The sequence below is a fragment of the Embleya sp. NPDC059213 genome (genome assembly GCF_042754445.1).
GTDB lineage: Bacteria > Actinomycetota > Actinomycetes > Streptomycetales > Streptomycetaceae > Embleya.
Window position 1 is genome coordinate 48,796 of sequence record NZ_JBHZAV010000014.1, and the last position, 23,104, is coordinate 71,899.

Sequence of the window (23,104 nt, forward strand, 5' to 3'; positions counted from 1 at the left end):
CATACTCGGTATGTCCATCAAGCACGGTCTGCTCGCACTGCTCGATCAGGGCCCTCGTTACGGCTATCAGCTCCGGAGCGAGTTCGAGGCCCGGACCGGATCCACCTGGCCGCTCAACGTCGGTCAGGTCTACACCACACTCGGCCGGTTGGACCGCGACGGACTGGTCGCGCCGGACGGCGAGGACGACGAAGGGCACGTCTTCTACCGGATCACCGACGAAGGTCGGCTCGAACTGCGCGCGTGGTTCGAGGCGCCGGTGTCGCGGACCAACCCGCCGCGGGACGAACTCGCGATCAAGCTCGCGATGGCCGTCACCGTTCCCGGCATCGACGTCGGGGTGGTGGTCCAGGGACAGCGCACCCACACGCTGCGGGCGCTGCAGGACTACACCCGGCTCAAGACCCGCGCGGCCCAGGACGACATGGCGTGGCAACTCGTCCTGGAATCACTGATCTTCCACGCGGAGGCCGAGGTGCGCTGGCTCGACCACTGCGAGGCGCGGCTGGCCCGCCGGGCGGCCGAGCGGGAGCCGGCCGCGCCCGCGCCGGACGAGCGGCCCACACCCGTCCGCAGGCGCGGCGCGCGCCGATGACCACGGCTACAGGGGGCACTGTGGAACCGATACTGGAACTCCGGTCGGTGGGCCGCGTCCACGGTCGGGGCGACGTCCGCGTCGAAGCCCTGGCCGGGGTGGATCTGGCCGTCGTACCGGGCGAGATGCTCGCCGTGATGGGACCGAGCGGCTCGGGCAAGTCGACCCTGTTGATGCTCGCGGGCGGTCTGGACCGGCCCACCGACGGCGAGGTGCTGGTCGAGGGCCGGCCGCTGGGCGGGCTCAATCGGCGCCGGATGGCCGCGCTGCGCAGACGCAGCATCGGCTACGTCTTCCAGGACCTCAACCTGGTGCCGGCGCTGACCGCCGCGGAGAACGTCGCGCTGCCGCTCGAACTCGACGGCATGTCGATCCGCCGGGCCCGGCAGGCCGCGCACGAGGCGCTGACCGAGGTCGGCCTGCAACACTTCGGCGAGCGATTTCCCGACGACATGTCCGGCGGCCAACAACAACGGGTGGCGATAGCCCGGGCGTTGGTGGGCGAGCGCCGGTTGGTGCTGGCCGACGAGCCCACCGGCGCGCTCGACTCGACCACCGGCGAGGCGGTGCTGCGGGTGTTACGCGCGCGCTGCGAGTCCGGCGCGGCGGTGGTCCTGGTGACCCACGAGGCCCGGCACGCGGCCTGGGCGGACCGGATCGTGTTCCTGCGCGACGGTCGGCTCGTGGACGACACCGGCCCCTCGGCCGACGCCGAGTCGCTGCTGTCCCGGGGCGGTTCGCGATGAGCGTGAGCTCGTGGCGGGCGACGCTGCGGATCGCCCGTCGGGACGCGCTGCGGGCCAAGGGCCGCAGCGCGCTGATCGTCGCGATGATCGCGGTCCCGGTGCTGGGCATGAGCGCGGCCGATGTGACCTGGCGGAGCGTGCAGTTGGACACCGACGAGGTGATCTCCCGCTCGATGGGGCGGGCGGACGCGCTGGTGTCGGACACCGCGGAGCGAGGGAACTCCCAAAACGGGAATCGTTCGGTCGCGATTCGCCAGGATCCGACCGGTGACGAGTGGCGGCCCGCGGACGCGAACGGGGAATTTCCACCGGCCGGGTCCGGGCAGGCCGAGGCGGAGCCGACCGAGCCGCCGCCTCGCGACCCGACCTCGATGATCCCCGGTGTCACCGAGAAGCTGGTCGACCGCTCCACCTTCGGCGCGGTGTCCACCGCGCACGGCCGGACCGACGTGCGGATCCGCGAACTCGACTACACCTCGCCGATCGCGAAGGGCATGGTCGTGCAACGCGCGGGGCGGGCTCCCCGCGCCCCGGACGAGGTCGTGGTCACCGAGGAGTTGCGCCGATCCGCGGGCTACCGGGTCGGCGGCACGCTGACCGAGAAGACCACGAACAAGACCTTCCGCATCGTCGGCACGATCGTGCTGCCGAGCCGCCTGCGCGAGCACCTGGTGATGGCCGCGCCGGGCGCCCTGATCGACGAGATGCACGCGCGTCCGGGCGCGATCAGGGTCTTCGGCATGGACAACTTCACGCTGATCCGGGTCCAGGGCGGCATGCCGTGGTCCAAGGTGTCGGCCGCCAACCGGCAGGGTCTGTTGATCAGATCCGCCGCGGTGTTGCGGGACCCGCCGGCCAGGGCGGATTGGACCTTCGACAGCCCGCGCCAGTGGGCCGACTCGCGGGCCCTCAGGCTCGGCGGCATCGGCCTGGGCCTGGGTCTGCTGGAGATGATCCTGCTCGCCGGCCCGGCCTTCGCGGTGGGTGCCCGCCGCAAGCGACGCGAACTCGGGCTGATCGGGGTTGCAGGTGGCGGCCGTCGGCACATCGGCGCGGTGGTGCTCGGCGGCGGGCTGGTCCTGGGCGTGGTCGGCGCCGTGCTCGGCACAGCGGTGGGCCTGGGCGTCGCGGCGGCGATCCGGACGCGGATCGCCGAGCGCTCCGGCGCGCTGTCCGGTCGCTACGACGTGCGAGCGCCGGAGTTGCTCGGCATCGGGGCGGTGGGCGTCACCGTCGGTGTGCTCGCCGCGCTCGTCCCGGCCTATCTGGCCTCCCGCGAGGACATCGCCGCTTCGTTGACCGGGCGTCGGGGGGTGCGGCGCGGCTCGCGCGTGTTGCCGCTCATCGGGGCCGCGGTCACCGCGCTCGGGGTGGGCGTCGCGTTGTTCGGCGCGGATCGGGCGGACGACACGATCATCATCGCCGGGGTGGTGGCGGCCGAACTGGGCCTGGTCGCGTGTTGTCCGGCGCTGATCGGTGCGACGGCCAGGCTCGGTCGATTCCTGCCGCTGACACCCCGGTTGGCGCTGCGCGACGCGGCCCGCAGTCGTCCGCGCAGCGCGCCCGCGATGGCCGCGGTGATGGCCGCGGTGGCGGGTTCGGTGGTGATCGCGGTGGTCTGGTCGAGCGAGAACGCGGACGAGCGCAACAAGTACCACCCCAATGCCCGGGAGAACCACGTGTTGATCGGCTTCCCCGGGCGGATACCGATGAGCGGGATACCGGGTGAGACGGGGGTGAGTGCCGCACAGGCCGAGGACGTCCGGCAGGCCGTGGAGCGGATCCTGCCCGACGCGAAGGGCGGCGTGTTGGGCACCGTGGGCGCTCCCTGTACGGGTGCGGGCCGGTGCGTCACGTATCAGCCGGAGAAGTTGCCCGAGGCCCGCTGCCCGGCCCGCAGCGGCGAGGACGGGCAGCGGTGGCGCGACGATCCGCGATGCCGGCTGGAGACGCGGTCCCAGAACGGCTTCTTCCAATCGGTCGTCGGGGACGCGAGTCTGCTGCGCATGCTGACCGGCGCGGACGACCCGCGCGCCGTGGAGGTGTTGTCCCGGGGCGGGGTCGTGCTGTTCGAGGACGGATACGTCGGGCCGGACGGCATGGTCGAGGTCAAGGCGCAGGAGACGTTCGTCGTCACCGGACCGGTCCGGCCGTCCTCCCCGAACCGGGTTCCAGCGGATGCGCCCGGTGTCCGGCTGCCCGCCGTGGCGGTGCGAGGCCCCTTCGGTCTGTCGGGCATGTTCGCCTCGCCCGAGGCGGCTCGGGTGCTCGGGGCCGCGGTCGAGCCGGCCGGTCTGGTCTACGACGCCGGGCGTTCGCCCTCGGACGTGCAGAAGCAGCGGCTGGAGGACCAGGTGGCCAAGGTCTCCGAACAGAGCTTCGTCTTCGTCGAGCGGGGCTTCCAGCCGACGAGCGACGCGCGCATGTTGCTGCTCGCGGTGTTCGCGCTGGTGATCACGGTCGGCGCGTCCGGCGTGGCCACCGGACTGGCCCTGGCCGACGCGCAGAAGGATCTGGCCACCCTGGGCGCGGTGGGCGCGCCGCCGAGCGTGCGGCGCCGGTTGTCCGCCTTCCAGAGCGGGGTGATCGCGTTGCTGGGCACCGCGCTGGGGCTGGCGGCCGGGGTGCTGGCGGGGGTGGTCGTGCGGCGAGGACAGAAGTCGGCGCTGTGGGACGCGATGCCGGCCGACGCGAAGAGCCGGCTGCATGCTCCCGAACTGGTGATTCCATGGACCCGGATGGGTCTCGCGCTGATCGTGCTGCCGATCCTCGCGGCCCTGCTCGCGGCGCTTTTGACACGATCGCGCGCGGTGGTGCGCAGCAGGACGGGATAACCCTCCGGCGCTCCTAGGATGAGATGTATGGATACGCCGAACAACGAAGCGAATGGTGAAAACCCGCAGGTGGTGATCGTCGGGCCGGATGGCATGGCGCTCGGCGGCGGCCTCGGTGAAGAGGGCGGTGAACTCGCGGTGACCGACATGGTCGAACAACCCGCGAAGGTCATGCGCATCGGCAGCATGATCAAGCAGCTTTTGGAGGAGGTGCGCGCGGCTCCTCTCGACGAGGCGAGCCGGGTACGCCTCAAGGAGATCCACGCCAGCTCGATCAAGGAGCTGGAGAAGGGGCTCGCGCCGGAGCTGGTGGAGGAGCTGGATCGGCTCTCGTTGCCGTTCACCCACGATTCGGTGCCCAGCGAGTCCGAGCTGCGGATCGCCCAGGCACAGTTGGTGGGCTGGCTGGAGGGCCTGTTCCACGGCATCCAGACCGCGCTGTTCGCGCAGCAGATGGCGGCGCGCGCACAACTGGAGACGATGCGCCGGGCGTTGCCGCCCGGCATGGCTCCGGGCGGTCAGGGCGAACCGCCACACACCCAGTCGGGTCCCTACCTCTAGCGTTCCGGTAGGGGCGTACCCCGGGTCGGTGCGCGATGGCACCGACCCGCTGCGCTCTCGTCGTGTCTCTGACAGGCTGTCGGCGATGCGACGGGAGCGCTTTTCGGTAGGTCGACTCGGGCCGAGGGCGTGCGCGAGTCGTGCGGCGTGGAGGGCGGCCTGACGGTGACCGTTTCGGGGGACCCGGCTCGGGCGAGCGGGCGTGTCTTCGGCGGTGGGCGATATCGCACCGGGCGCCGGATCGGCGGTGGCGGCATGGCCGTCGTGCACGAGGCGCACGATCTGTTGCTCGATCGCATCGTCGCGGTCAAACGCCTGCGCAGCGACCTGGCCGAGGACACCGTCGCGCGCTCGCGCTTCGCCCGCGAGGCCGAGCACGCCGCCGCGCTGAACCACCCCACGATCGTCTCCGTGTTCGACACCGGCGCCGATCCCGGTGAGGACGGCGTGCTGGTGCCGTGGATCGTGATGGAGCTGATCCAGGGCCTGACCCTGCGCGATCTGCTGGAGGCGCACGGCCCGGTGCCGTGGCCGCGTGCCCTGGCGATCACCGCGAAGGTGCTCGACGCGCTGGAGTACAGCCACGACCGCGGCCTGGTGCACCGCGACATCAAGCCGGTCAACGTGATGATCACGCCGAGCGGCGAGGTCAAGGTGATGGACTTCGGCATCGCCCGCGCGCTGTTCGTCACCGACGGTGCGCTCACCGACCCCGGTCGGATCATGGGCACCCCGCAGTACTTCTCCCCCGAACAGGCGTTCGGCCATCCCGCGTCCACCCGCAGCGACCTGTATTCGGTGGGCTGCCTGCTGCACGAACTGCTGGTCGGGGTGCCGCCGTTCGACGGCGGTACGGCCGTGCACATCGCGTATCGGCACATGCGCGAGGAGCCGACCCCGCCCTCCGCGTACCGGCCCGACGTGCCCGGCGCGGTGGACGATCTGGTGTTGCACGCGCTGCGCAAGGACCCGCGTCTGCGCTTCGACACCGCCGGGCGGATGCGCGAGTCGGTGCGCCGGATCCTGCCCGCGGACGTGTGGGATTCGGTGCTCTACGGGGCCGGCGTCCCGGCGCCGCCGCCGGGACCGCCGGCACCGGCGATGTCGGCGGGGCCGATGGGGCAGCGGCCGACGCGGCCGCCGGGCGGCGGTCCGCCGTGGGTGCGGATGTTGTCCGGGTTCGGGCCCAGGGCCCGCTCGGCGGGCGCGCACAGTGCGCCGGGAGCCTACGGTCGCAGGAGCGGTGCGGGTGCCGCGTTCGCGGCGACCGTGCTGGGTGTGCTGGCCGTGCTCGCGTCGATCCTGATGTTGCGCTGATTCGCGACGGGCACGATCGCGCGGTCCGGTGCCGGCAGCCGCCCAAGGCATCGGCCGGGGTGCCGGAATCCCGTTACCATGGGCTCTTCACCCGGGAGTACCACCGATCCCGGTATCGTTTCGGGACTTGAACCGAGGAAGCACCACATTTCATCTGCACTTCGGCGCGGGTTCACCCCCGGGCGCCACGTGAGGGGACTGCCGAGGATGATCGCCGAGTCCCCGGCCACCACCCTGACGTCCGAGTCGGCGTGCCTTTGTGGCCGGCCGATCGTTGGAACCGTCGTGCTCCCCCGCTCCCGTGGTGTTTTCCGCTCCGATCTGCACGCGGCGGACTCCATCGCCCCAGTTCGGCGGCCCCGGGCGGGCCGCCCCGACGCACAGGGCGAGGAGCGATGACCCCGCCGCAGGGACCGGACGAGCACGAGGCGTCCGGCACACAGGTGAAGACGGTCGGATCCGGCCGCTACGAACTCGGTCGCCAGCTCGGTCGCGGCGGCATGGCCGAGGTGTTGATGGCCCACGACGTACGGCTGGGCCGCACGGTCGCGGTCAAGACGCTGCGCCCGGACCTCGCGCAGGACCCGGTGGCCCGCTCGCGTTTCGGCCGCGAGGCGCAGAACGCGGCGTCGCTGAACCATCCCGCGATCGTGTCGGTCTACGACACGGGCGAGGACCGGGTCGGCGAAGAGCTGGTGCCGTTCATCGTGATGGAGTGCGTCGAGGGCCGCACGGTGCGCGAACTGCTCGGCGAGGGCAACCCGATACCGCTGGAGCAGGCCCTGCGGGTCACCGAGGGCATCCTGGAGGCGCTCGAGTACAGCCACCGGCACGGCATCATCCACCGCGACATCAAGCCCGCGAACGTGATCATCACCAACTCGGGCGCGGTCAAGGTGATGGACTTCGGCATCGCCCGCGCGATGCACAGCGCGGCGACCACGATGACCCAGACCGGCATGGTCATGGGCACGCCGCAGTACCTGTCGCCGGAGCAGGCCCTGGGCCGGACCGTCGACGCGCGCAGCGACCTGTACTCCAGCGGTTGCCTGCTCTACGAACTGCTGGCCCTGCGCCCGCCGTTCAACGGCGATACGCCGCTGTCGGTGGTGTATCAGCACGTCCAGGACGATCCCCGGCCGCCGTCGATGATGGATCCGCGGGTGCCTCCGCACCTGGACGCGATCGCGTTGAAGGCGCTGGCGAAGAACCCCGACGACCGGTACCAGACCGCCGACGAGATGCGGATGGACATCCGCCGGGCGCTGGCCGGTCAGCAGGTCTCGGTCGCGGTTCCGCCGCGGGTGCCGACCCAGCAGGCGCCGCGGCCCGAGTTCGGTTCGTGGAGCCAGGCCGCCGCGGGTACGGCGGTGGGCTCGGCGCACTCCGGCTCGGCCGAGGCCACCGCCGCGATGCCGCCGCTCGCGGGGCACCCCGGCACCGGCACGCTGCCCGGGCAGTCCGCCAACGACGGCGGCACCGGGCCGCTGCCGATCCTGCCGCACGACCCGCCGCCCAAGCGCAGGCTGCCGGTCTTCCTGGTGGCCGCGCTCGCGGTGGTCCTGGTGGCGGTCGGGGCGGTGTTCCTGGCCAAGGGGTTCGGGGGCGGCGACAGTCCGTCGACGAAGCGGGAGTCGCCCGCCGCCACGACGAGCGACAACGGTGTCGCCCAGCCGGCTACGAGCAACAAGCCCGACGCGGGCAAGGCGACGTCGGGTACGGTCACGTCCCCTCCGACGCAGACGTGGCGTTCGAACCCGACGTTCGGCAACACGCGGGATCCGGGCGGGACGACCACGGGCCAGACGCACCCGCCGACCTCGCCCCCGCCGACCAAGCCGTCCGAGACGACGCGCCCGACCACGTCCACCACACCGACCAAGGGTGGCGGGACGAAGCCGCCGGACCCGGTCGGTGGCGGTGGCAGTGGTCCGGGCAATCCGGGCACCGGCACGACCCCCTGATCCGAGCCCGCGAACCCGCGGGCGCCACGAATCGTGGCGCCTGCGGGTTTTCGCGTACCGGGTCGGTCGTCAGCCCAGGAACGCCTTCAGGACCTCGTCGTAGGCCATCGTCCACCACACGATCAGTGCGGCGGAGGCGGGAAACAGCGGGGCACAGCGCGGGTCGTGTTCGAGGTAGTGCCGGGTGAGCATCCAGAAGTCGTTCAGTCGTTCCCACCACAGTCGGTGCACGGCGGCGGCGAGTTGGGTGGGTCCCGGGTCGACCACGCCTCGGTAGCCGGCCACGTAGTCGCGGACCCGATCGAGGTCGAGGGTGCCCGAGATCGGGTCGGTGAAGAAGATCAGCGCGGCCCGCACCAGCTCCTCGGTGTCGGGCAGGGCCGCCAGCCGATCCCAGTCGATGATCGCCACCGGCTCGGTGCCCTGATACAGCAGGTTCAGCGGGTGGAAGTCGCCGTGCACGTAGCCGGTGCGCGGTGCCTCGTGGTCGCGTGGCCGTCGGTGCGCGTGCCGCAGCAACATCGCGCGCCGTTCGATCAGCCGCAGTTCGGCGAGCCGGTCGAACGCGCTCGGCTCGGATCGGGTGCGGATCCGGGTGAGCAGGCGCTCGACGGTGGCCAACGATTCGTGCGGGTCGGCGGTGGGCACCAGCAGCGGTTGTTGGACAGGCGGGAGCAGCTTGGGCAACGTCACGTGCACGCCGCCGAGCAGCGCACCCACCCGGGCACAGCCCCGGGCGTCGAGCTCGGTGCCGCGTCGGTGGGTGCCCTCCACCCAGGGGTAGAGCGCGAACCAGCGGCCGCGCGAGGTGAGCACGGTGCGCCCGCGCCGGTCGGCCACCGGCGGGAGCGCGGGTATCCCGCAGACGGCGAGCCGCTGGGTGATGTGGTGCTGGAAGCGGATGGTGTCGGGTCGTTGGTCCAGATAGTGCTTGAGAAACCAGCGTCCCCTGGTGGTGACGACCTCGTAGCCTCGGTTGAGGAGGCCCTCGGCGATGGGCCGGAACGAGAGAGCCTCGCCGACCCGGTAACGGTCGATCGTCACAGCCAGTGGGGACCCTGGCCGGGAGGGGGTGTACACGGCGCCAATCTATGTCACGGAAAGCAATCGAGTAACTACACTGTGCAACCTTCACGCGTAAGCGTGTTTTTGTTGTCACGCGTTCGAGGAGCCGGCCGGTGCGTACACCGATACCGACCGGCGCCGGCCCGACTCAGCCGAACAACTTTTCCAGGACCTGGGCGACGCCGTCCTCCTGATTGCTGCCGGTGTGCCGAGCCACCGCGGCCAGCACGTCGGGGTGCGCGTTGGCCACCGCGTACGCCTGTCCGGCCCAGGCCAACAGCGGCAGATCGTTGGGCATGTCGCCGAACGCCACCACGTCCTCGGTACGGATCCCGCGCTGCGCGCAGAACCAGGCCAGGGTACTGGCCTTGCTGATGCCCAAGGCGCTGATCTCCACCAGGGCGATCGCCGAGGAGTGGGTGAATTCCGCGTACGCGCCCGCCCGTTCGCGGGCCAGCGCGAGGAACACGTCCGGGTCCAGGCTGTGGTGCCGGGCGAGCAGCTTGAGCACCGGCCCGGTCAACAGTTCCTCGACCGGGCCGACCGCGTGCACGATCGACACGTCGCGCTCCACCGCGGGGTAGTCCGGCTCGTGCATGAACCCGGTCTCGGTCTCCACCGCGAAGCACACGTCCGGCACCGCCTCGCGAAGCAGCTCGGTGACCTTGCGGGCGGCGGTCACGTCCATCGTGTGGGTGCCCACGATCCGCTCGGCGCGCAGGTCGTACACGACCGCGCCGTTGCCGCAGATGGCCAGGCCGTGATGGCCGGTGACCTCGGCGACGCGGTTCATCCAGCGCGGTGGACGGCCGGTCACGAAGACCACCTCGGCGCCGGCGGACTCGACCAGTTCCAGCGCGGCGAGGGTGCGTTCGGAGATGGACCCGTCGTCGCGCACGATGGTGCCGTCGAGGTCGGTGGCCACTAGGCGTGGGCGATTCGTGATCGTCACGGGTACATCCTCGCTCAGAAACGATTCGTCGGGTCCACGGGGCCGGGCGCGGTGTCCGGGCGCCCGGTGCGCGGGACCGGATCGCTCAGTCGAGTTGGCGCAGTCCCTCGGTGGCGATGCGTTCGAAGACGACCGGGTCGGCCGCGAAGACGGAGTCCGGCACCGGCCAGTGCAGCACCAGTTCGGTGATACCCAGCTCGCGGTAGCGGCCCGCGTAGTCGACGAACGCGTCCAGCGAGTCCAGCGGTCGCTCCAGGGTCGAGCCCTGCAGCAGCACCTTCGCCAACTCGTCGGGCTTGCGGCCCTCGGCCGCGCAGACGTCGGAGAGGCGGGCGAGCTGTTCGGCGATCACGGCCGGGCAGTCCTGGGCCGGGACGTCCTTGGGGCCGCGGGGGTCGCCGTAGGTGATCCAGCCCTCGCCGTGCCGTGCGGTCAGGCGCATGCCTCGGGGACCGGTCGCCGCGATGTACATCGGCACCCGGGGCTGTTGCCGGCCGGCCGGGATCATCCGCACGTCGTGCGCGGTGTAGTAGGTGCCCTCCTGGGTCACCGCCGGTTCGCTGAGCAGGCGATCCATCAGCGGGACGAACTCGGCGAGCCGGTCGGCCCGCTCGCGGGGGGACCACGACCGTTGGCCCAGCGCGGTGGCGTCGAAGCCGGTGCCGCCGGCGCCGATGCCCGCGATCAACCGGCCGTCGCTGATGTCGTCGATGGCGGCGAGGTCCTTGGCCAGGGTGACCGGGTGGCGGAAGTTGGGCGAGGTGACCATGGTGCCCAGCCGCAGCCGCTCGGTGGCCGTCGCGGCCGCGGTGAGGGTGGGTATCGCCCCGAACCACGGAAGCTCGCGGAAGCTGCGCCAGGACAGGTGGTCATAGGTGTAGGCGGCGTGAAACCCGAGGTCTTCGGCGCGACGCCACACCTTTCGGCCCTCGGTCCAGCGGTGGATCGGGAGGATCACAGTGCTCAAACGCATCGCTCGACCATACGTGCCCGCGGCGCCGACCCCGCGACGGGCCGGCGCCTCGGTTCGGTCAGCGCACGTACGCCCCCGCCCGGGCCGCGGCGGCGGCGGCCGTCGCGGCGAGTTCCGCACTCGCCTCGTCCAATGGGTCGCCGCTCGCCAGCAGTCGGTAGTACAGCGGCGCCGACACGGCCCGGATCACCTCGTGCGGGTCCGTTCCGGCCGGCGCCTCGCCGCGGGTGATCGCGGCCTCCACACACGGCGCCCACTCCTTGATCCGGGTGGCGTAGAACGCGTGCAGCGCGTCCGAGGTGCGGGCGTCGCAGGTCGCCGCGGCGATCACCGCCTTGAACAGCGCGCCCTGCCGCTCGTCGGTGAGGGTGCGGCGCACCAAGTGCGCGTTGGCCCGCAGATCGCCGAGCAGTGAGCCGGTCTCGGTGCGCGCGACCGAGCTCTCGGCCATGTCCACGAGCAGGTCGGCGACGAGCGCGGTGGTGCTGCCCCAGCGTCGGTAGACGGTGGTCTTGCCGACCTCGGCCCGCTGCGCGACGTCGGCCAGGTCCAGGCCGGCGAAGCCGTGCTCGGCGAGGGCGTCCCCGGCCGCGCGCAGCACCGCCTCGCGGACCCGGGCGGTGCGCCCGCCGGGGCGGACCGTGCCGGGGTCGGCCGGCCCCTCTCCCGGCGCCGGGGGATGGCCTGCGGAGCCGGGAGGGGGATCGCCGGCGAGACCGTCCGAGGTCATAACGGGACTCCTGTTCCATTAAGTCGTTCCAGCGTGCTACCTTCGGAGCATCTTAACGGGAAAGTAGACCCGTTAGAGCATCTCGGGAGATTCACATGTCCACGCTCGAGCACACCGACAGGCCGGTCGCGGCCCCACCCACCGCCGTACCCGACACCGAGCGCAGCTCGATGACCGGCCGGCAGAAGCTGATCCTCACCCTCCTTCTCGGCGCCCAGTTCATGATCGCGGTGGACTTCTCGATCCTGAACGTCGCCCTGCCCGTGGTCGGCGAGGGCCTCGGCTTCTCGCTGAACAACCTGCAATGGGTGGCCACCGCGTTCGCGCTGACCGCCGCCGGCTTCACCCTGCTGTTCGGCCGGGTCGCGGACCTGTTCGGCCGCAAGCGACTGTTCCTGGGCGGGATGGCGCTGCTCGGCGCCTCCTCCGCGCTCGGTGGCTTCGCCACGTCGCCCGAGATGTTGCTGACCGCCCGGGTGCTCCAGGGACTGGCCACCGCGGCGGTGACTCCGGCGGGTCTGTCGTTGTTGACCACCGCCTTCCGGGAAGGGCCGCTGCGGGACCGGGCGCTGGGCCTGAACGGCGCGCTGATGTCGGCCGGATTCACCGCGGGCGCGGTGCTGGGCGGCCTGCTGACCGACATGTTGTCCTGGCGCTGGGCCTTCTTCGTCAACGTGCCGGTGGCCGCGTTGGTGTTGATTCTCGCGCCGTCGGTGATCACCGACGCCCGGCCGACCCACCGGCCCAGGCTCGACGTGCCCGGTGCGATCGCGGTCACCGGCGGCCTGCTGGCCCTGGTCTTCGGGTTGACCCAGGCGGGCGCCGAGGGCTGGGGCGAGGCCGGCACGCTCGGCTCGCTGGTCGCCGGCGTCGTGCTCCTGGTCGCCTTCTGGTTCATCGAGCGCCGCGCCGCCTCGCCGCTGGTCCCGGTCGGCATCATGAAGCGCCGCTCGGTGTTGTGGGGCAACCTCACCGGTCTGATCGCGTTCGTGACCGAGACCTCGCTGGTCTTCCTGCTCACGCTCTACCTCCAGGAGGTCCTGGACTACTCGCCGCTGGCCACCGGGCTCGCCTTCGGCGTGCTGGGCATCGGCACGGTCCTCGGCGGTACCCTCGGCGGCCGGGTGGTGGGCCGGTTCGGCACCCGCACCACGATCGTCGCCGGCGGCGTGGTCCAGGCCCTGGCCACCGTGTCGCTGGTCGCCCTGGGCAGCTCGGGCGGCTGGATCTGGCTGCTGCTCGCGGCGACCTTCGTCGGCGGTGTGGGCAACATGCTGATGATCGTCGGCTTCATGATCACCGCGACCTCCGGCCTGCCGGACGACGAACAGGGCCTGGCCACCGGTCTGGCCACGATGACCCAGCAGGTGGGCATCACGATGGGCATCCCGATCATGAGCGCGATCGCCACCGCGCGGATGAACTCGCTCGGCAGCACCGGACCCGACGCGGTCCTGTCCGGGGTCGGCGTGGCGATCCTGGTCGACTCGGCCCTGGTCCTGCTCGGCGCGCTGCTGGCGGGCCTGTTCCTGGCCCCGCGTCGGACCGGGCGCTCGGCCACCTGAGCGATGGCCGGGCGAGTCTCGACACTGTGCCGCCGAGCAGACCGAGGAGATCCGTCATGACCGCGACCCACGCCGCCTTCGACACCCTGCCGCCGGCGATCACCCTGCCCGGTGCCGACCACGACGTCCCGGTCCGGATCTTCGCCGGCGGCCCCGGCACGGCCGGCCTCCTGGTCTGGGCGCACGGCGGGAGTTGGCACTCGGGGGGCACCGAGGACTGGGCGCCCGCGCTGGCCCACCTGGCCCGGGTCGCCTCGACCACGGTGGTCGGCGTCGACTACCGGCTGGCCCCCGAACACCCGCACCCCGCCGCCCTGCTCGACCTGCTCACCGTGCTGGACTGGGCCGGTGACCGGGTCGGCGCCGAGCCGCTCTCGGTCGGTGGGGACAGCGCGGGCGCCACGATCGCCGCCTGCGCCGCACTGGTCCGGCGCGACCGGGGCCGGCCGCTCACCGCGCAACTGCTCGCCTACCCGCCGATCGACCCGGACCGCCGCGCCGAGTCCTACCGCAGCCGACCCACCGCCTTCCCGTCCCGGGCCGCGCTCGGCTCGGCCTGGCGGGCGTACCGGGGACAGGCGTCGGTCCACCCGGCCGCCGTCGGCGCGCGAGCGCTGTACAGCACCCCGCGCGAGGCCGCCGACCTCGCCGGGGTCGCCCCCGCGATCCTCGCGGCCGGCGCGTTGGACCCGGTCGTGGACGACGTGCGCGACCACGCCCGACGACTGCGCGCCGCCGGTGTCCCGGTCGAACTGCACGAACCCGCCGGCACCGGCCACGGCGCCTTCCTGACCGACCCGAGCTTTCGACACCGCCTGGGCACCGCGTACGCGGCGACCCACCACGCGGCCCGACCCACCCGGAGGAACCGATGAACAACGGCGCTCTGCTTCGGCACTTCGCGGACCTGCGCGATGGCACCCACGGCGACGCGGTCTCGCGTGCGGATAAGGAGGCGCTGTTCCGCGCGGCCGTCGCGCTGCTCGACCCGCACGCCCGCCGGGCCCTGGCGGACCTGGACCACGATCTGCTGCTGGGCACCGGCGAGTGCACCGCCACCGGCGTGCGACCCGCGCGGGACGGCGGCCTGGAGGCGGTCTGGGAGCTGTCCTGGCCGCGACAACGCGCGGCCGGCCTCGCGCCGATCCTCCTGCGGGCGTACTACGGCGCCGGTTTCCACCACCCGCACCTGCGCGGCGGCACGGTCGGCGACTGGCCGCTGAACGTGTTCACTCCCGAGGACGCCGCCGAGGAACTGCCCACGCTGCGCGCGATCGCCGCCGCGGACCTGCACAACCTGGTCTTCCGGCGGGACTTCCGGATCGTCCCGGCGACGACGGGCCGCTGAGCGATCCCCGGTGCATGCATTGTGCAGCTACTTGTAGGATGACTGGGCAACCCCACGAATTCGGGAGAGTCCATGTCGCTCCAGGCAGCCGGTAGACGTTCCCTCGTCGACGATGCGATCGATCAGCTCCGCGCCCAACTGACCGCCGGCACCTGGCCGGTCGGCGCGCGCATTCCCAGCGAGAGCGTGATCGCCGAACGGCTGCGGGTCGGTCGGAACACCGTGCGCGAGGCCATCCGCGTGCTCGTGCACGCCGGGATGCTGGAGTCGCGCCAGGGCGACGGGACCTACGTACGCTCCACCACCGACCCCGGCGACCTGGTCCGCCGGATCGAGCACGCCGACCTGCGGGACATCTTCGAGATGCGCCGTGCGCTGGACGTGGAGGCCGCCCGGCTCGCCGCCCAGCGCCGCACCGCCGAGGACCTGGACCGGATCCGCCGCGCACTGATCCGTCGCGGCGCGGCGGACGGCAGCGCGGACAGCCCGGAGCCGCACGACTTCGACCGGGGCGAGCCGGCCGAGGGCGAGTTGGACGACCTGGTCGAACAGGACGTGGCCTTCCACACCGCGATCGCGATCGCGTCGCACAACTCGGCGATGGTCGCCACCTACCGCTGGTTCAGCGACTCGTTGTGGCGCGCCATTCGCACGGTGGTCGGCGACGGCACCCTCCCGGACGCGTCGCACGGCCTGCACGTGGCGCTGGCCGAGGCGATCGAGGCCGCCGATCCGGACGCGGCCGAGTCGGCCGTGCGCCGCATTCTCGAACCCGCCGTGCTCGCCCTCGACGCACTGCTGCACGACCCGATGAAGCACCACCGCAGGGAGCACGACGCATGAGCACGACCGAGCTGCGCATACCCCCGACCGGCAAGGTCGCCGGCGGCACCGCCCGGGCGACCGGTGGCGCGTTGTTGCTCGCCGGCATCGTGCTGATCGCGCTCAACATGCGGGCCGGGCTCTCCAGCGTGTCCCCGCTGGTGGGCGAACTGCGCGAGGTGTTCCATCTGTCCGCGACCACGGGCAGCCTGATCACCGCGATACCGGTGCTGTTCCTGGGCCTGATCTCGCCGCTCGCGCCGCTCGCGGCCCGCCGGTACGGCACCGAACTCGTGCTGCTCGGTGCGCTGGTCGTGGTCGGCCTCGGCATCCTGCTGCGCGTGGTTCCGGACCTGACCGCGCTGTTCGCGGGCGGCGCGCTGGTCGGTTCCGGGATCGCGGTGCTCAACGTGCTGATGCCGGGCGTGGTCAAGCGCGAGTTCCCGCACCGGGCGGCGGCGATGATCGGCGTGTACAGCGCCGCCATGGTGTTCGGCGCCGCCGTGTCGGCGGGTGCGACCGTGCCGCTGGAGAACACCATCGGACACGGCTGGCAGCCGGCGCTCGGCGTCTGGGCGCTCCTGGCCTTCGTGGCGGTGGCCGTCTGGCTGCCGCACGTGCGCCGCCGGCGCGGGAGTGTCCCGGCCGCGATGCCGCACGTGCCGGGCCTGTGGAAGTCGTCGTTGGCCTGGCTGGTGACCGGCTTCATGGGCCTGCAGTCGTTGCTGTTCTACGTACTGCTCGCCTGGATGCCGACCATCCTCACCGACAACGGGATGAGCAAGGGCACCGCGGCGACGATCTTCGCGTTCAGCACGTTCGTGCAGATCCCGGCCTCGTTCGTCGGGTCGATCCTGGCCGGTCGGATGCGCAACCAGAGCCCGCTGGTGTTCGGCTCGGTCGGCCTGATCGTGGTCGGCTATGTGGGGCTGATGGTCGCGCCCACCGGCGGGGCGTGGGCGTGGGCGGCCATCCTGGGCTTGGGCCAGGGCGCCGCAGTGTCGCTCGCGCTGACCCTGATCGTGCTGCGCTCGCCGGATCCGAACACGGCCGCGCAATTGTCCGGGATGGCGCAGGCGGTCGGCTACGTGCTCGCCGCGTTCGGGCCGTTGGCCGCCGGGGCGCTGCACCAGGCCACGGGCGGGTGGACCGTGCCGATCGTGCTGATGCTGGTGTTGTCCGGGTGCGCGCTGGTCTGCGGGGTGGGCGCCTCGCGGCCGATCCACGTGCGCGTGGCGCGGGAGGTTTCGGTGCCCGCCGGGCCACCCGTCGGCTGACTCAGGCCGGGAACAGCCGCTCCAGGACCACCGCGACGCCGTCGTCCATGTTGGACAGGGTCACCTCGTCCGCGACGGCGAGCAGTTCGGTGTGGGCGTTGGCCATGGCCACGCCGTGGGCGGCCCACTTGAACATGGTGACGTCGTTGGGCATGTCGCCGAACGCGATGGTGTCGGCGGCCTTGACGCCCAGCCTGCGCGCGGCCAGGGACAGGCCGACCGCCTTGCTCAGGCCCAGCGGCAACAACTCGACGATGTTCGTGCCGGCATGCGTGACGTCCACCAGACCGGCGCAGATCTTGCGGGCGCACGCGGTCAGCCGGTCGTCGTCGTAGTCGTCGTGGTGCAGGTAGAGCTTGAGGATCGGCTCCGACCACAGCTCGTCGCGGTCACGGAGCACGTGCACCGGCAACACCGGGTTGTACGGATAACCGCGCTCCACCGCGACCTCGCCGGTCAACCCGTCCCGGCTGACCGCGAACCGTACGTCGCCCAGTTCCTCGGTCAACCGCTCGGTGGCCAGCCTGGCCAGTGCCCGGTCCAGCGTGACCGACGTGAGCAGCCGCTGCTCGCCCGCGTGGTAGACCTGCGCGCCCTGCCCGCACACCGCGAGCCCCCGGTAGCCCAACGCCTCGAACACCGGACGCGTCCAGGACACCGCGCGCCCGGTCACTATCACGTGCTTCGCACCGGCCGCGGTGACCCGGGCCAGCGCCGCACGGTTGCGCGCCGAGACGGTGTGGTCCTCGCGCAGGAGCGTGCCGTCCAGGTCGGTGGCGACCAGCGAGAAGGTCACGCCTGCACCGGTTCCAGCACCTCACGGCCGCCGAGGAACGGACGCAGCGCCGCCGGCACGACCACCGAGCCGTCCGGCTGCTGGTGGTTCTCCAGGATCGCCACGATCGTGCGCGGCACCGCGCACAGCGTGCCGTTGAGCGTGGCCAGCGGGCGGGTGCCCTGCTCGTCGCGCATCCGCACCTGAAGCCGGCGGGCCTGGAACTCGGTGCAGTTCGAGGTCGAGGTGACCTCGCGGTACTTGCCCTGGGTCGGGATCCACGCCTCGATGTCGAACTTGCGCGCGGCCGAGGCGCCGAGGTCGCCGGACGCGACGTCGATCACCCGGTACGGCAGTTCGAGCCGGTTCAGGAACTCCTTCTCCCACGCCACCAGGCGCCGGTGCTCCGCCTCGGCCTCCTCCGGCGCGACGAAGCAGAACATCTCCACCTTGTCGAACTGGTGCACCCGGATGATGCCGCGCGTGTCCTTGCCGTAGGTGCCCGCCTCGCGGCGGAAGCACGGCGAGAAGCCCGCGTAGCGCAGCGGCAGTTCGGCGGCCGGGATGATCTCGTCCATGTGGTACGCCGCGAGCGGCACCTCGGCGGTGCCCACGAGGTAGTAGTCGTCGGCCTCCAGGTGGAACACGTTCTCCGCGGCCTGGCCGAGGAAGCCGGTGCCCTCCATCGCGTGCGGACGCACCAGGGCGGGCGTCAACATCGGCGTGAAGCCGGCCTCGGTCGCCTGCGCGATGGCCATGTTGACCAGCGCGAGTTCGAGCAGCGCGCCGACGCCGGTGAGGTAGTAGAAGCGCGAGCCGGACACCTTCGCGGCCCGCTCGACGTCGATCGCCTTGAGCATCCGACCCAGCTCGACGTGGTCGCGCGGCTCGAAGCCCTCGGCCGCGAAATCGCGCGGCGTGCCGATCTCCTCGAGCGTGACGAAGTCCTCTTCGCCACCGACCGGCGCGTCCGGGTCGATCAGGTTGGCCAGCGCCTTGAGCAGTCGGTCGGTCTCGGCCTTGGCCTCGGCCTGCTCCGCGTCCGCGGTCTTGACCTCGGCTGCCAGCGCCTGGGCCCGGGTCAGCAGCTCCTGCCGCTCGTCGCCCTTGGCCTTGGAGACCTGCTTGCCCATCGACTTCTGCTCGTTGCGCAGCGCGTCGAACCGGGAACCGGACGAGCGGCGGAGCTCGTCCGCGGCGAGCAGCGCGTCGACGATGGTCTCGTCCTCGCCGCGGGCGCGCTGCGAAGCGCGGACACGGTCGGGATCCTCACGGAGCAGTCGCAGGTCGATCACGGCCAAAGCCTACCGGGGCCCCGCCAACGGATTTCGCGAGTGCGACGAAGCCGACCACCCGCAAACACACGTGCCGGCCCGAATCCGGGCTAAGAATGAGAGATGAGCACTCCCACCTGGACCAGGAAGCGCCTCGACCCGGACCGGCGATTCGGCCTCAGGCTGACCCTGGTCGCCCTCGCGCTGCTGGTGGGCGCCGTGCCGTTCGGGCTGCTCGCGCTGCTGGTGGAGACCAAGTGGTCGCCGTTGCTCGACCTGGACAAGGACGTCGCGACCGGCCTCAACGACTGGGTCCGCGAACATCCCGACTGGCAACACGCGCTGCGGATCCTCAGCGACTGGGTCTGGGATCCGAACATGTACCGGCTGCTGGTCGCCGTCATGTGCGTCTGGCTCTGGTGGCGCGGCGCCCGCCGACTGGTGGTGTGGGCGGTGGCCACCATGGTGATCGGCGGCCTGCTCGGTGCGGGGCTCAAGCTCGTCTTCACCCGGGCCCGGCCGAATCTGCCCAACCCGGTCGACCACGCAGGCGGCTGGTCCTTCCCGTCCGGGCACGCGCTGATGGGTGTGGTCGGCCCGGGGGTGCTGCTGCTGGCGCTGTTGCCGCTGATACCTCGGGTGTATCGGCCGATCGCCTGGGTGGTCGCGATCGGCTCGGCGATCGGCGTCGGCTTCACCCGGGTCGCGCTCGGCGTGCACTACGTCACGGACGTGGTCGGTGGCTGGGTGCTCGGCCTGATCGTGCTCGCCGCGACCTCCGCGGTCTTCGAATGGTGGCGCCGCGACGCCGGTCTACGGGACGTGGACGCGACCGAGGAGGGCCTGGAACCGGAGATCGAGGGGCACGACCTCGATCCGGAGATTTCACACATTCGACCCGGAACCGACGGGCACTCCTCGGATCGGCGGAACTGAAGGAAGCACGGCCGGGTAAGAATGTCGGTCATGCTCACCGAAGCAGGACGGTTCCTGCGCCGTATCGTCCTGCCCCTCGCGATATTGACGTTCGTCATGGTCGGCCTCGGTCTGCTGATCACCAAGACCCTCGACGGCGTCTGGCCGTTCACCGTCGAGGACGACCTCGATCGCACCTTCGCCGAGCATCGTTCGGGCGGCTGGAACGACGTCACGCGGTTGTTCTCCACACTGGCCGACACCCGTGTGATCATCGCCACCACGCTGCTCGCGGTCGTGGTGGCCCGCATCGTCGGCCACTCCTGGCGCGGTCCGATGTTCCTGGCCTGTTCGGTGGCCGGGCAGGCGCTGGTGTTCTTCCTCGTCCAGCTCTTCGTCGCGCGCGATCGCCCGGACGTCCCGCGCCTGGACGCGGCCGCCGCGACGTCGAGCTTCCCGTCCGGGCACACCGGCGCGGCGTTCGCGCTGTACGGCGGGCTGGCGGTGCTGCTCACCGGTCGGCTGCGCGGGCGCCGGCCGGCGGTCCTGGTCTGGGTGTTGCTCGGCGCGATACCGCTCGCGGTGGCCGGGAGCCGGATGTACCGCGGCATGCACCACCCCAGCGACGTGCTGCTGTCGATGGTGTACGCGAGCGTCGTGCTGGTGGTGATGAACCGCGCCCTGCTGTCCCCGAAGTCGGTCTGGGGCTATCGGTCCCGGCGACGCGAGGCCCCGCAGGGGGCCGACGGCGGGCTGCCGCGGGCGGCGCTGGTGGTCAATCCGATCAAGCTCGACGTGGCCGAGTCGCGCACCCGGATCGACCGGATCATGTACGACGCCGGGTGGGCCGAACCGCTGTGGCTGGAGACGACGGTGCTCGATCCGGGCGCCGGGGTGACCGCGAAGGCGTTGGCCGAGGGGGTCGACCTGGTCATCGCGGCGGGCGGCGACGGCACGATCCGCGAGTGCGCCGGTGCGCTGGCCGGTACGGACACCCCGCTCGCGGTGATCCCGGCGGGCACCGGCAACCTGCTCGCGCGCAACCTGGGCCTGCCGATCGACATCGCCGACGCGTTGCATGTGGCGATGCACGGGCGGGATCGGCGGATCGACCTGGGCACGGTGGACCCGGACGACGAACTCGCCGTCACGGCGGGCACCGAGCCGCGCTGCTTCACCGCGATGGCCGGCATCGGGCTGGACGCGGCGATGGTCGCGGACGCGCCGGACGCGCTCAAGAAGAAGGTCGGCTGGCCCGCCTACGTGGTCTCCGGTGCCCGGCACCTGCGCGATCGGCGGATGCGGGTGACGCTGACCGTGGACGACGGTGAGCCGATCCGGCGACGGGCCCGGATGGTGCTGGTCGGCAACGTGGGCGCGCTCCAGGCCGGCATGCAGTTGTTGCCGGGAGCGGCGCCGGACGACGGGCTGTTGGACGTGGTGGTGTTCGCGCCTTACGGGATGACCGGTTGGGCACACGCCACGGTCCGGGTGATAGGCCGGCGCCGCTCCCAGGAGCCGGCCGTGGTGCCGGTCAAGCAGCAACGGCTGCGCCCGATCGAGCACTTCACCGGCCGACGGGTGCTGATCGAGACCGATCGGCCGGAGCCGCGCGAGCTGGACGGCGATGCGATCGGGCCCGGCACCCGGCTCGCGGTGCGGATCCGGCCCGGCTCGCTCACGGTGCGGGTGCCCTGAGGGGCGGCGCCGTACCGATTCAGATCCCGCCACCGCCGCGGGCGCGGGCCAGCCATTCGCTCGCGTTGGCGAACTCGGCGTCCGAGGTGCCCCGGCGCAGTTGCGGACGCACCCGGTCGGCGCGCGGGTAGGACCCGAGGAAGCGCACCGCCGCGCACACCCGCCGCAGCCCCATCAGCGCCTCGCCGACCCGGGCGTCGGCGACGTGGCCCTCGGCGTCCATCGAGAAGAAGTAGTGCCCGAGCCCGTCCCCGGTCGGCCGTGACTCGATCCGGGTCAGGTTGACCCCGCGGACGGCGAACTCCTGGAGGATCTCCAGGAGCGCGCCCGGGTGGTCGTCCACGATGTACGCGACCACGGTGGTGCGGTCGGCGCCGGTGGGCACGGTGGGCCGGTCCGGGCGCTCGACCAGGACGAACCGGGTGACCGCGCCCTCGACGTCGTGGATGTCGGTGATCAGCGGCACCAGGCCGTAGGGCCCGGCGGCGAACTCGCCGGCCAGGGCCGCGTCGTAGCGACCCTCCTGGACCAGGCGGGCGGCGTCGGCGTTGGACGCGGACGAGTACCAGTGCGCGTCGGGCAGGTTGGCCGAGAGCCAGTTGCGCACCTGCGGCTGGGCGTGCGAGTGGCTGGAAAGGGTCTTGATGTCGGCCAGGGTCACCCCGGGACGGACCAGCAGCGCGAAGGCGATCGGCAGCAGGATCTCGGCGGTGATCACCAGCGGGGCGCCGGTGGCCAGTTCGTCCAGCGTGATGGACACGGCACCCTCGACCGAGTTCTCCAGCGCGACCACCGCACCGTCGGCGTCGCCGCGGCGGACCGCGTCCAGGGCGGCGGGCACCGACTCCATCGGGGTGACCTCGGCGTGCTCCGCGCCCGGCAGCATGCGCAGGGCGGCCTCGGTAAAGGTGCCCGCAGGGCCGAGGTAGGTCCAGCGGGGCGCGGCGGCGGGCGTGCGGGCGTCGGACATGTCGTCACTGTACTGAGCCGGCCGGCGTGCTCCGGTCGTGTTCCGTGGTGTGGACGGTCGCGGTGTGTGGTGCCGCCGCGAGGGTGCGGGTGAGCCTGTGGAAAACGCGGCGAGGCTGGTTGTCGGGGACTGCGGGCCCGGGGGCGTCGCCGGGCTGCTCCCGGTCGCCGGGCCGGTGGTGGTGGGGGTGGCGCGACGGGGCTTCGACCGGGTGCTGGTGGGGTTCGGGGTTCGGGCGACGGGGCGGTTGTCGGCGGGGCTGTTCGTCGTCACACGCGTGCTGGGGCGGGTCGGCTTCGTGGGTCGGTGCGGGGTGGGGACGCGCACCGTCGGGGTCCCTGTCGGTGGCCGGGTGGGTGGCGGCGAACCGATGGTTGTTTCGAGGAGTGGTGCCGATCGTGACGGCGAGGGGGCCGCACCCGGCTTGCGCTGGGTGTTCGGTCCGCCGCCGGTCGGGGCGTTGGGCCGATTCCGATCGCGGGCGGCGCGAGCGGGGGCACGGGGACCGTGACGGGGCCGGTGAGGGTGGCGGGCGCCCGGGGATTCGACATGCCGTCACGGTGTGCGTGAATCGGCTCTGACCTGGGGTTTCACCGGTTGCGACGCGGCGAGGGGGGAGTCGCCGGGAGGCTGGGTCGGGGTTCCGGTCCGGGCTTCGGGCCGGGGCGGGACGGCGGGTCGGTGACCCTGCCGGGGCTTGCGTGGGCCGGCCGCTCGGCTGGG

At 72.1% G+C, this 23,104-nt stretch carries 20 protein-coding genes; 13 read left to right on the forward strand and 7 right to left on the reverse strand.

What is annotated here, in order from left to right:
- Window positions 1–10 precede the first annotated feature (10 nt).
- The 6 genes from ACFXMF_RS08335 to ACFXMF_RS08360 all read left to right on the forward strand — a co-directional run bounded on the left by ACFXMF_RS08335 (window position 11) and on the right by ACFXMF_RS08360 (window position 8,017).
- A complete protein-coding gene (locus ACFXMF_RS08335; RefSeq protein WP_360311259.1) occupies window positions 11–595 on the forward strand; it encodes a PadR family transcriptional regulator in 585 nt (194 codons plus the stop codon).
- Window positions 592–1,341 carry an ABC transporter ATP-binding protein gene (locus tag ACFXMF_RS08340; protein WP_379987936.1) on the forward strand — a complete coding sequence of 250 codons (750 nt, stop codon included), beginning with the start codon at window positions 592–594 and terminating at the stop codon, window positions 1,339–1,341. Before ACFXMF_RS08335 ends, ACFXMF_RS08340 begins: the two co-directional genes overlap by 4 nt.
- Window positions 1,338–4,175 (forward strand): FtsX-like permease family protein, encoded by a 2,838-nt coding sequence (locus ACFXMF_RS08345; protein WP_379987935.1) that lies wholly within the window; start codon window positions 1,338–1,340, stop codon window positions 4,173–4,175. Before ACFXMF_RS08340 ends, ACFXMF_RS08345 begins: the two co-directional genes overlap by 4 nt.
- Window positions 4,176–4,202: 27 nt before the next feature.
- Window positions 4,203–4,736: a bacterial proteasome activator family protein gene (locus ACFXMF_RS08350; RefSeq protein WP_360311253.1), complete on the forward strand. Its 534-nt coding sequence runs from the start codon at window positions 4,203–4,205 to the stop codon at window positions 4,734–4,736.
- Window positions 4,737–4,901: 165 nt separating this feature from the next.
- A complete protein-coding gene (locus tag ACFXMF_RS08355) occupies window positions 4,902–6,053 on the forward strand; it encodes a protein kinase (RefSeq protein ID WP_360311251.1) in 1,152 nt (383 codons plus the stop codon).
- A gap of 395 nt (window positions 6,054–6,448) precedes the next feature.
- Window positions 6,449–8,017 (forward strand): protein kinase, encoded by a 1,569-nt coding sequence (locus tag ACFXMF_RS08360; protein WP_360311249.1) that lies wholly within the window; start codon window positions 6,449–6,451, stop codon window positions 8,015–8,017.
- Window positions 8,018–8,086: 69 nt separating this feature from the next.
- Here the strand turns inward: ACFXMF_RS08360 and ACFXMF_RS08365 are convergent, their stop codons facing one another.
- The 4 genes from ACFXMF_RS08365 to ACFXMF_RS08380 all read right to left on the reverse strand — a co-directional run bounded on the left by ACFXMF_RS08365 (window position 8,087) and on the right by ACFXMF_RS08380 (window position 11,737).
- Window positions 8,087–9,061, reverse strand: coding sequence for a phosphotransferase (locus ACFXMF_RS08365; protein ID WP_360311247.1), 975 nt, complete (start codon window positions 9,059–9,061; stop codon window positions 8,087–8,089).
- Between the two features lie 169 nt (window positions 9,062–9,230).
- Window positions 9,231–10,034: an HAD-IIB family hydrolase gene (locus ACFXMF_RS08370; protein WP_360311245.1), complete on the reverse strand. Its 804-nt coding sequence runs from the start codon at window positions 10,032–10,034 to the stop codon at window positions 9,231–9,233.
- A gap of 85 nt (window positions 10,035–10,119) precedes the next feature.
- Window positions 10,120–11,007: an LLM class flavin-dependent oxidoreductase gene (locus ACFXMF_RS08375; RefSeq protein WP_379987934.1), complete on the reverse strand. Its 888-nt coding sequence runs from the start codon at window positions 11,005–11,007 to the stop codon at window positions 10,120–10,122.
- A gap of 58 nt (window positions 11,008–11,065) precedes the next feature.
- Window positions 11,066–11,737: a TetR/AcrR family transcriptional regulator gene (locus ACFXMF_RS08380; RefSeq protein ID WP_379987933.1), complete on the reverse strand. Its 672-nt coding sequence runs from the start codon at window positions 11,735–11,737 to the stop codon at window positions 11,066–11,068.
- 170 nt (window positions 11,738–11,907) lie between these two features.
- On the opposite strand from ACFXMF_RS08380, the gene ACFXMF_RS08385 reads away from it, so the two are divergent.
- The 5 genes from ACFXMF_RS08385 to ACFXMF_RS08405 all read left to right on the forward strand — a co-directional run bounded on the left by ACFXMF_RS08385 (window position 11,908) and on the right by ACFXMF_RS08405 (window position 16,749).
- Window positions 11,908–13,302, forward strand: a complete 1,395-nt coding sequence (locus ACFXMF_RS08385) for an MFS transporter (protein ID WP_360311347.1) — start codon at window positions 11,908–11,910, stop codon at window positions 13,300–13,302.
- Between the two features lie 56 nt (window positions 13,303–13,358).
- Window positions 13,359–14,177: an alpha/beta hydrolase fold domain-containing protein gene (locus tag ACFXMF_RS08390; protein ID WP_360311239.1), complete on the forward strand. Its 819-nt coding sequence runs from the start codon at window positions 13,359–13,361 to the stop codon at window positions 14,175–14,177.
- Window positions 14,174–14,650, forward strand: a complete 477-nt coding sequence (locus ACFXMF_RS08395) for a hypothetical protein (RefSeq protein WP_360311237.1) — start codon at window positions 14,174–14,176, stop codon at window positions 14,648–14,650. The genes ACFXMF_RS08390 and ACFXMF_RS08395 overlap by 4 nt, the downstream gene beginning before the upstream one ends.
- 72 nt (window positions 14,651–14,722) lie before the next feature.
- On the forward strand, window positions 14,723–15,493 hold the full coding sequence (locus ACFXMF_RS08400; protein ID WP_379987932.1) for a FadR/GntR family transcriptional regulator: 771 nt from the start codon (window positions 14,723–14,725) through the stop codon (window positions 15,491–15,493).
- Entirely contained in the window at window positions 15,490–16,749 is a 1,260-nt protein-coding gene (locus ACFXMF_RS08405; RefSeq protein WP_379987931.1) for a CynX/NimT family MFS transporter, read from the forward strand. Before ACFXMF_RS08400 ends, ACFXMF_RS08405 begins: the two co-directional genes overlap by 4 nt.
- A gap of 1 nt (window position 16,750) precedes the next feature.
- On the opposite strand, the gene ACFXMF_RS08410 is transcribed toward ACFXMF_RS08405, so the two are convergent.
- Together ACFXMF_RS08410 and serS are read right to left on the reverse strand one after the other, a co-directional pair.
- Window positions 16,751–17,545: an HAD family hydrolase gene (locus ACFXMF_RS08410; RefSeq protein WP_360311231.1), complete on the reverse strand. Its 795-nt coding sequence runs from the start codon at window positions 17,543–17,545 to the stop codon at window positions 16,751–16,753.
- Window positions 17,542–18,819 (reverse strand): serine--tRNA ligase, encoded by a 1,278-nt coding sequence (serS, locus tag ACFXMF_RS08415; RefSeq protein ID WP_360311229.1) that lies wholly within the window; start codon window positions 18,817–18,819, stop codon window positions 17,542–17,544. The genes ACFXMF_RS08410 and serS overlap by 4 nt, the downstream gene beginning before the upstream one ends.
- A gap of 102 nt (window positions 18,820–18,921) precedes the next feature.
- On the opposite strand from serS, the gene ACFXMF_RS08420 reads away from it, so the two are divergent.
- Window positions 18,922–19,734 carry a phosphatase PAP2 family protein gene (locus ACFXMF_RS08420; RefSeq protein WP_360311227.1) on the forward strand — a complete coding sequence of 271 codons (813 nt, stop codon included), beginning with the start codon at window positions 18,922–18,924 and terminating at the stop codon, window positions 19,732–19,734.
- Window positions 19,735–19,764: 30 nt separating this feature from the next.
- Window positions 19,765–21,411, forward strand: coding sequence for a diacylglycerol kinase family protein (locus ACFXMF_RS08425; protein ID WP_379987930.1), 1,647 nt, complete (start codon window positions 19,765–19,767; stop codon window positions 21,409–21,411).
- Between the two features lie 19 nt (window positions 21,412–21,430).
- Here the strand turns inward: ACFXMF_RS08425 and pheA are convergent, their stop codons facing one another.
- Entirely contained in the window at window positions 21,431–22,381 is a 951-nt protein-coding gene (pheA, locus tag ACFXMF_RS08430) for a prephenate dehydratase (protein WP_379987929.1), read from the reverse strand.
- Window positions 22,382–23,104 lie beyond the last annotated feature (723 nt).